This is a genomic window from Mycoplasmopsis opalescens ATCC 27921 (assembly GCF_000712185.1).
Lineage (GTDB): Bacteria > Bacillota_I > Bacilli_A > Mycoplasmatales > Metamycoplasmataceae > Mycoplasmopsis > Mycoplasmopsis opalescens.
Genome location: NZ_JOOB01000012.1, coordinates 60,169 through 68,318, shown reverse-complemented (window position 1 = coordinate 68,318; position 8,150 = coordinate 60,169). Strand labels below are relative to the sequence as shown.

Below are 8,150 nucleotides of genomic sequence, written 5' to 3'. Positions count from 1 at the left end.
ATCACAAAAATAAAATTATGTTATGTAATGTTATGTATTTTTTTTGTTTAAAAATTTCCCTATGTACTACGTACATAAGGAATTAAAAATATTTTGATTTTGATTATAACTCCGAAACTCAGGAAAAGAATTCTTGTCGGTTGTTTTCTTCAAGATTCGAAATTATTAAATCAATATTAACGTCAAGATTTACATGGTTGATATTGTCATAAATGAAAATTTTTGCCTTGTGATATTCATTTAAGAAGTTTTTAAGTTCTTGTTTCTTTATCATATTTGATATTTGCGCTAGTTTTTCTTTTAAGGCAATCATCAAATTTTTAATTGGTATTTTTTTAGCTGTGTAAATATTATCAGCAAAATCCTTGTTATAGATATATTTTTTAAAATCATCATCTAGTTTGCTAGTATATTGGTCTTTTGTCAGTTTTTTTATGTTATCACTATCAAATTTGAATTGTTCCAAATAAAAATTAAGATTTGATAGAGATTTAATAGCTGAATTAAAAAGATTGTAAAATTCATCAAGTAGCCTTGAAAAATCATTGAGTAATAAAGGATTTTTGTTATGTCAAAAAGAATTGTAATATTTTGTTAGCCCATCTTTATTTTGACTTATACTTTGCTCTTCAATTAATTCTTTTAGTTTATCTTTGACTATATCATAGTTTTCAAAAAAAGTATAGTAAGCATAATTAAAAGTCCGCATTGTTTTTTTTATTTCTAAAGCGGTTTTTGTTATTTTGTTATCAAATTGCATTTCTAATGGATTGAGATCTTCATGTGGCTTAAAACCTTGTACATTTTTTGACGGATTTATTTCGGTGCCGCTTTTTGCGTTGCATGAGATAGTTACTAACCCAGTCGAAGGAATTAAAAGGGAAGCTAAAATATTATATTTTTTCATTATAGTGTCCTTTAGAAACAATAGTAAAAGATGATGTTTTGTTACTAAACTCAAATAAATTTTTTACTTTTATATTTATATAATAAAAAGGTTTTTCGCCCTTGTTTTTGTAAAGAAAATCTTTTTCTGAGTTAAATTTGTAAAAATAAAATTTTAAAGTAGTTTCATCTTTAATGGTTTCATTTTTGGCTAATTCTATCTTTTTGATTCCACTGTTAAGATTTGAATTTTGAATTTCGAGAGCATATGCAAGAAGGTAATTATTCAAATAAGCAGTTAAGAGTTTTAATTGATCCTGTGTATTGCATTTCGGATTAATAATGTGTTTTTTTCAATTTATTAAGGCATAATTTATTAACGAATTAAATAAGGGTTCATTAACAAAATCATCTAGTTTTATGCCGTTGAAGGTTGGTTTTTTTTCTTTTCTATATATTGCATAGTCGCTACTTTCTAATTTATCAACAGCAGCCAACTTAGTTGATAATGCCTTTAAAAAGTGTCCATGGTCGTCAAAGTTTGAACTTAATAGTACATAGTCTTTTGTTGTTTTATCTTTTTTAAAAACTCTAATAATCATTTTGATTAATTGGCTAGTTTCATAGTAATTTGTAAATTGAATATCTATTACTTTATATTTTTCATCAATATTTTTGTATATGTCTGGAATATCAAATTCTAGGTAATCTTTAAAATTAGAAAATAAATATACCAAACCTCTCGAGTTTCAATAATCGATGCTATTATAGCCCTTGATAAACGAATTTATATCCTTTCCTAGGTCTATGTTTTCATTTTGTTTTATGATTAAAAATGGATTTTTTACATAATCATTAAATAGAGGCAGTGTTTCGCTTAGACCATTAACGCCAACACCATACTTTTGTTCAGTGGCATAATTTCTAAAACCATTAATATAAAAGGTTTTATTTTTAATTGCATTATTTACAATGCTTTTATCATCAAAATCAACAATGTCTTCAATTTGAAAACTAATAAAACTTTGGTTTGAAAAATCATTTTCCTCAACTCTTGCCTTTGTTCAATCAATGTTAATTTTTTTAATATTAAGATCGAATTTATTTAAATATAAAATAAGAAAATTAATAAATGTATCTCTAAAAATTTCATTTTCAGGCCTTAATCAAGAACTGGCTTGAATGAATTCATTATTAAAAATATTACGCGTAATAAAGGCTTTACCCACTTTATTCAGAAGGGAATTTTTATTCATTAATCCGCTGTTTGTTTTTATATCGTTAACAAGGCGAAATATTACTGTTTGAAAATCAAAAAAATATGGATCATAAACACGGTAATAATCTGTATCTTTGTTTTTGTTAGCAAGGTAATAAAATCAAAGGTTAGAATATCCTCCTGCTTTTCTTATTTTGTTAAAGTCATATTGAGTAAATGAGTCATCAAAATTTTTAAAAGTAGAGTTATTTGTTTGTTCTATTTTGTAATTATCATATTTGGTTTTTATTTGTTTTCACGATTTTTGCAATTTGAATTCTGGTTTAAATTTGAGAGTGGGGTTAAATTCTAATTCATTGTTATTTGTAACCTTTTTAACTTGACCCAAATATTTTAAATTAGTTTCGCTAGACTGATTTTGATTAATAAAAATAGGTTCAAAATTGTGCAGTGTTGCTAGTTGTTGAGCATTTAGTTTTGTTAAGTATTTAGTGTTAATTTTTGATTCATCAATTAAAAATTTTTGTTGTCTTGCGCATGATATAGAAACAATTGGAAGCGCTAAACTTCCAATTATTCCGGCAAGTATTAATTTACTTGTTTTCATATTATTTATCAATTGGTAGTGTTAAATCTACAAAACCATGCCCTTCAGTTTGTTTTCCATCTAAACATTTAATTTTAAAGAAGTAAAAAATATTTCTTTTTTCACTATTATAACCGAAGTAGCATTTTACATCATGGTTTCCAGCAAAATATTCTAAATTAGGAATATAAACTTTTATGTATTCATTAAAATCTGCGTTATATAAGTCTTCAGGTGTAAAATAGAATTTATCTTTATCGTCTGAATCTTGATTTTTAGAGAATCATTTTATAATTTTTTCTCATAAACCATTAATATATTCATCTTTTTTAACATCATCAGTAAGGTTGCTATACTCATTCCTAGCCTTGTCAGTCATAGTGAAGTTTGCGTTAGCAATTGTATCATTTACTTTAGCTCGCAATTCTTCACCAATTAAAGAACCATCGCGATTAATAGAAACATCAATGCTATTGTTTGGTTGAACGCTGCTATCTTTTGCTTGTTTATTTGTAGTATGACTACAACCAGTTAGCAAAATAGCCCCTGTAATAACAGGCATTGCAGATAAAAAAGGTTTCAATATAGTCTTCTTCTTTTTAAACGTTTTCATAATTTAATACCTCTTTTAGCATAATTATAAACATTTTAGAAAAGATATATAAAAAAATAAAACACTGGAATTTTGGAAAATATGCATTATTTATTAAAGTGCAACTAGATTATGTTTGTCTAACTGTTAATATTTTTATTATGTAAATCTTATATTTGGAAAAAAATATTGCTTAATTCAATTATGAAATTTGAATCATGCTTTTTTAATAGATATCTTAATTCTAATTGAAAAATTGTCGTTAATATATTTTATAAACATTTTTTTGTTTAATCTGGTTGATTTTTGTGCATTAAAAATAATATAGTTTAAAATATATTTGTATTTTACAAATTGCTGAATGTTATTTTGTACAAATATAAAACAAATTAAGAAAGGAAATAGTTTATGAAACGTTCAATTAAGACACTAATTGCCATAGGGGGGGCACTAACTAGCATTACACTACCAATAATGGCAATCTCATGTTCAAATCAAAATAATCCAAAAACCACTGATCCAAAAGATACTAATCCAAAAATCACTGATCCAAAAGATACTAATCCAAAAATCACTGATCCAAAAGATACTAATCCAAAAATCACTGATCCAAAAATCACTGATGAAATGGCGCTAAAAAATACATTTACAAATTTCTTGTCTACTGTTCACGGTAGAAAAGCAGGAGATGCTAATAACTTTAAAAAAGAGTCATTAGAGACAAAACCAAATCCATACAAAAAATCCCCTATAAAAGTTTTAAATTATGGAATAAAGTTGGAAAAAGATCAAAGATTAACAACAGAAATAGTTGAAAAGAATTTACTATACAAATTTGGCGAAAAAGTAGATCAAAATGTTAATAATTATGGTAGCTATTATGCATATAAATATTTAGTTAAAGAAATCGCTGGTATGGGCTATACTAATCACACTCCAAATGGAATCACATATCCTGAATATGATGATAAAAAAAGAACTGTGCAATATGATGAAACCAAAGATAAAGAAATAGTTGATTCAATGAAGCAAAATTTAAACAATGATGGCTTCTTTACACAAGGTTTTTTATTCGCTAATAATGGGTACAATAATGTGGGTAATAATATTGTGGTAACAATTAATCCAAGTGCCAAATTAACTGATAATGGTAAAAGAAAAATTAAAGATTTTTACATTGTTTCACACTATGACTCAATGAATAATGTAGGACCAAAAGGTGTTTCATGAGGTGCAACAGATAATGCTACAGGTGTTACTGTTAATTTAAAATTATTAAAGTATTTCTCAGATCCTAAAAATAGAGATAATCTAAGTGTTAGATTACATTTAATTTTTGTTGATGGTGAAGAGATTGGAAAACTAGGTTCAAAAGCATTCGTAAAACAATTCTTAGATGGCAAACAAAATGAATTACGCGACAATTCTTTAGGAATGATTAATATGGATACAGTTGCAGGCGGTGATTATATGTATATTCACTCTCCTAATACTACTGATGCCTTGAATGATAATAACAAGGTTGAAAAAGATAAATGAAATTTATCTCCATTACTACGTAACCACATCAACACGCTTTCAAAAGAAAGAGCTAACAAAATAAATGATGCTGATCAAGAATTAAAAATTCATCCACAACTAGTTGAAGGTGGATATAAAGAAGGCGAAACTGGGGACTGATCAGACCATGCTCCATTCTATCAAATCGCTAAATTACCAGTGGCTTATGTTGAATCAACAAACTTTGCGATTAAATCAAAATACGGTGTATATGATGGATATGCTCAAACTATTAATCCAAAGGCTTGAGTATTAAAAGACGGTAAAACAACAATAGAAAAATTAAAAGAAAGAAAATTAGATAATGGCCAAACTGTTTATGATTGACCTGATGGATTAAAGAAAGATGATTTTGCGATCCTTGGAGATATTTGACACAGTGATTTAGATACTCTAAAATGGGTTAATGATAACATTGGTCAAAAAATTTATAAACAGCTAGATACTGTATTTCAAACTTTAAAGGCAACAGTAACATCATTACATAAAATTGAAGGTGATAACTTTAGTTACATTGAACTATAAGCTAAAAATCTTGAAAAACTGTAGATAATTTGTGCAAAAATATCCTAATAGCAAATATTTAAACCTAAAATATTTATATAGGAGATTTTTTCCCGGGTTTCCCACTTTAAGTATAAAAAAAGAGCCACCGAGGGCTCTTTTTTATACTTAAAGTGGGAAACACAAATCTTTAAATATTGAAATCAATGCTAATTGATTATTTTGTTGTTTATTTTTATCAAAAATTAGCATTTTTAGGATTTCTTTTGCATTTTTTTACATTAAACTATTCTAATTAAATTTACTGGAGATGTACTTTCCCATTTTAGACAAAAAAAATATACTATAATAGTATATTTGTTAAATATGATTATATATTTATTTTTTAAGGCCAAACTTTTCCAATAAACTATCTAGTAAACCACCTTCATTAAGAACTTTAGTATACATTAAAATTGCGATTACTATTGCGATGATAATTAGAATGGTTGCTGTAATTACAAGACGAATAAATTTACCGTTAGCCATTTTTTGACGTTCACCATTAACAACTTTACCATGTAATTTTCCGATAAGTGCTTTAGTTAATAAAGCTAAAGCGATAACAATAAACAATACTACGATAAATCAGGTCAAGCCAAGTGCTATATTATAAATTCACTTAGCTGCATTACTAACTACATCCTTTGTATCATTTAGTACTTCACCGCCTGGGCCGGCTGATAAAACTTTATCAATCATATATAATTTCCTTTCGTTTTTTATAAATATATCACAAAAAAACTATTGTTTTTTACTTTTTTCAAATATCTTTCAAATAATTATTTATCAATAGAATTATGAGAATAATTAATATTACGTCTATAATATGTTTTATTGTAAAAAAAAGGGGGGGATATGCCTAATTTTGATCAAAATTTAAATAATCAATTATCGAATTTTCTAGAAAAATGACTAAAGTTTGGTAACAGCGCCTGAGCAACAATGATATTATCAATAATTATTGCTTTAGTATTAATAATATTCTTAATTTTCGGTTTAGTGCATGGAATTAAGGGTTTTATTTATTTAGCCATTACTACTGTAGTAGGCTTATGTTTAGGTATTTTAGTTGCTTATTTAGCAGGAAAAAAAATATTTGAATTTGAAAAAATTCTTAAATCAATAAGGCTTGAAGAATATCTGGCTCAGTATGGTGGTCTAGAAAACGTTCTTTGATTTTTAAACACAATTATTATTTTCATCGTAATGACTATAATATACATTATTGGCTTTTTTATTTTTATAACCATTATAGCCATAATGAAAAAACAACAGAAGAGAAAACAAAACGAAAAGGAAAAACAAGCATTAGACACTAATAGTCTTGGTATTTCTGATTTAAGTATGCAAAAATCTCAACCAAAAAAGAGAAGGATAAGCGCAACTTCACGTATTATTGGTAGTGTAGGTTGCTTAGCAATTGCAATTCCAAGAGTTGTATATGTTTCTGATATCGCAACCTTAGGCTTAGTGCATAAAAATAATACTAATCACAACATATTAAAAAGTAGCATTAAAATTTTATCATTTAACCAAGCTCGTTCACTTTCAACTATAACAGAAGCAGTTGCTTCAGCCAATAATATTATTAGTAATTTTGATAATATTAAAAACGGTTTTAAGTTGATAACTGATCAAAAATTAACAAGCGATGGTAATTATGAATTCATTTTAACTGGATATGATATTCCTGGTTTAAACCTTAACAAACTTATGAATGAAAAAAGAGAAGTATTAAATGATAATGAAGTTCGAAAAAAAATTCAAAACATCAAAAATAAGGAAGATGCAATCCGTGTTATCGATGAACTAAGCGATAAATTAGCCTTAGATGAAAAAGAAAAACAAGATATCAAAAAGGAAATTAAAAACATCGATAAATATAAAGAAATAGCTAATAAAACTAAACATAATGAAGAGTTATCCGAAGAAGAAAAACAAACAATTGAAGAATTTAAAAAAAGATATAAAGATTTATTCGACAATTTTAATATTGATGAATTTGAAGGTCGAGACATAAATGCCTCTTCATTTCTATTAACAAATACAATTAGTAAAAGCCTTCCAAAAATTAAGTTAGCAAACGAGCAATCAAACATAAAAAACAAAGAGAAAAAAATTGAAATAGTTTTTTACCCTTGATTTACAAAGAACAATAATATCAAAACTAAAACTGAAAATGATCCTGAACAAAAAATTAATGAACAAATTTCTAATTCACTTAAAATAGTTTTTGATGAATTTAAAAAAGTTGCATCAGATGAAATTTTAGCTCCAATTTTTTACAACATTGTAGCTAATCTAATTCAAAAAATTGATTTTCAATCTTTCAATAAATTAATTCTCAGCATCGATAAACAAGTTGATGGATTTAAAAAACAATTTAAAAACTTAGGAGTTAATTTTAATAAAACACCGATCACCTTTTCAATAGCTAAAAACGATAATCATAAATATACAGAGAAAAACATAAACACAGAAAATTGAGTTGAATTTAGTTTAAAAGATAAAATTCCTACTGAATATTCGCATAAATTTTATGAATTAATCATAGGCAAAATCAAAAACACGGCAGCATATGAAAAAATGAAGCATATTCAAACCAAAACCATTGTAGAATCATTATTTCAGTCAATTTTCATTTTTTAGTTATAAACATTATAAGTCATCCTTATAATGTTTTTTTATCCTAATTTAAGCTCTAATATTATAAAAAAACTAGAAATTTTAAGCACAATACAAAAAATAAAAAAATCTTATAA

6 protein-coding genes are annotated in these 8,150 nt (G+C 26.1%); 2 read left to right on the top strand and 4 right to left on the bottom strand.

Annotated features, from left to right (window positions below; all coding sequences use genetic code 4):
- Positions 1 to 103: 103 nt before the first annotated feature.
- The 3 genes from T385_RS0101320 to T385_RS0101310 are packed head-to-tail and all read right to left on the bottom strand — an operon-like array spanning position 104 to position 3,303.
- Positions 104 to 907, bottom strand: coding sequence for a hypothetical protein (locus T385_RS0101320; RefSeq protein WP_029905827.1), 804 nt, complete (start codon positions 905 to 907; stop codon positions 104 to 106).
- The gene (locus T385_RS0101315; protein WP_051677951.1) at positions 894 to 2,711 is read right to left on the bottom strand and encodes an MAG3240 family lipoprotein; all 1,818 of its coding nucleotides are present in this window, start codon (positions 2,709 to 2,711) and stop codon (positions 894 to 896) included. Before T385_RS0101315 ends, T385_RS0101320 begins: the two co-directional genes overlap by 14 nt.
- Position 2,712: 1 nt before the next feature.
- Entirely contained in the window at positions 2,713 to 3,303 is a 591-nt protein-coding gene (locus T385_RS0101310; RefSeq protein ID WP_029905822.1) for a hypothetical protein, read from the bottom strand.
- Positions 3,304 to 3,690: 387 nt separating this feature from the next.
- Here T385_RS0101310 and T385_RS0101305 point away from each other — a divergent pair, with 387 nt between their 5' ends.
- The gene (locus tag T385_RS0101305) at positions 3,691 to 5,367 is read left to right on the top strand and encodes a M28 family metallopeptidase (protein ID WP_029905820.1); all 1,677 of its coding nucleotides are present in this window, start codon (positions 3,691 to 3,693) and stop codon (positions 5,365 to 5,367) included.
- Between the two features lie 357 nt (positions 5,368 to 5,724).
- Here the strand turns inward: T385_RS0101305 and T385_RS0101300 are convergent, their stop codons facing one another.
- Positions 5,725 to 6,087, bottom strand: a complete 363-nt coding sequence (locus T385_RS0101300; RefSeq protein ID WP_029905818.1) for a hypothetical protein — start codon at positions 6,085 to 6,087, stop codon at positions 5,725 to 5,727.
- Between the two features lie 156 nt (positions 6,088 to 6,243).
- On the opposite strand from T385_RS0101300, the gene T385_RS0101295 reads away from it, so the two are divergent.
- Positions 6,244 to 8,037: a CPBP family intramembrane glutamic endopeptidase gene (locus T385_RS0101295; RefSeq protein ID WP_029905817.1), complete on the top strand. Its 1,794-nt coding sequence runs from the start codon at positions 6,244 to 6,246 to the stop codon at positions 8,035 to 8,037.
- Positions 8,038 to 8,150: the final 113 nt, after the last annotated feature.